Consider the following 1,063-nt stretch of genomic DNA (forward strand, 5'->3'; position numbering starts at 1 on the left):
AGTCTCCCACCTATCCTACACAAACCGAACCGAACACCAATACCAAGCTATAGTGAAGGTCCCGGGGTCTTTTCGTCCTGCCGCGCGTAACGAGCATCTTTACTCGTAGTGCAATTTCACCGGGCCTGTGGTTGAGACAGCAGAGAAGTCGTTACGCCATTCGTGCAGGTCGGAACTTACCCGACAAGGAATTTCGCTACCTTAGGATGGTTATAGTTACCACCGCCGTTTACTGGGGCTTAAATTCTCAGCTTCGCAGCCAAAAGACTACTAACCGGTCCTCTTAACCTTCCAGCACCGGGCAGGCGTCAGTCCATATACATCAACTTCACGTCTTCGCATGGACCTGTGTTTTTGATAAACAGTCGCTTCCCTCTATTCTCTGCGACCCCACAACCCACCACACTCGCAAAGAGTGCTTAAGTCGTGTGGTCCCCCTTCTCCCGAAGTTACGGGGGCATTTTGCCGAGTTCCTTAACCACAGTTCACCCGAACGCCTTAGTATTTTCAACCTGACCACCTGTGTCGGTTTAGGGTACGGGCCATACATCCACATCGCTAGAGGCTTTTCTCGACAGTACTAGATCACCAACTTCACCCACACTTGGGCTACGCATCACGCCTCAGGTTTAACGGTGCGCGGATTTACCTACACACCACCTCACACGCTTACACCAACAATCCACTAAGCGGCATGGCTACTACACTGTGTCACCCCATCACTTGAACCACACATCAGGCCCCACGACATCAACAACCAACGTGTTCAAAGAACACATCAATCGTATCCGCGGTGGTTAGTATCAGTGCTTTATCATGGGCGCGGATATACGGGTACCAGAATATCAACTGGTTATCCATCGACTACGCCTGTCGGCCTCGCCTTAGGTCCCGACTCACCCTGGGAAGACGAACTTGACCCAGGAACCCTTAGTCATCCGGCGGGAAGGATTCTCACCTTCCAATTCGTTACTCATGCCTGCATTCTCACTCGCACACACTCCACGCCTCCTTACGGTAACGCTTCAACACATGCACGACGCTCCCCTACCCAAACAAAAAA

At 51.7% G+C, this 1,063-nt stretch carries 1 rRNA gene; it reads right to left on the minus strand.

Going from position 1 to position 1,063, the window contains the following annotated elements:
• Positions 1-1,063: ribosomal RNA gene (locus tag HMPREF2781_RS08550) — 23S ribosomal RNA — on the minus strand; the annotation flags it as partial.

Source organism: Corynebacterium sp. HMSC062A03, from assembly GCF_001811145.1.
In the GTDB taxonomy this organism is placed as follows: Bacteria; Actinomycetota; Actinomycetes; order Mycobacteriales; family Mycobacteriaceae; genus Corynebacterium; species Corynebacterium aurimucosum.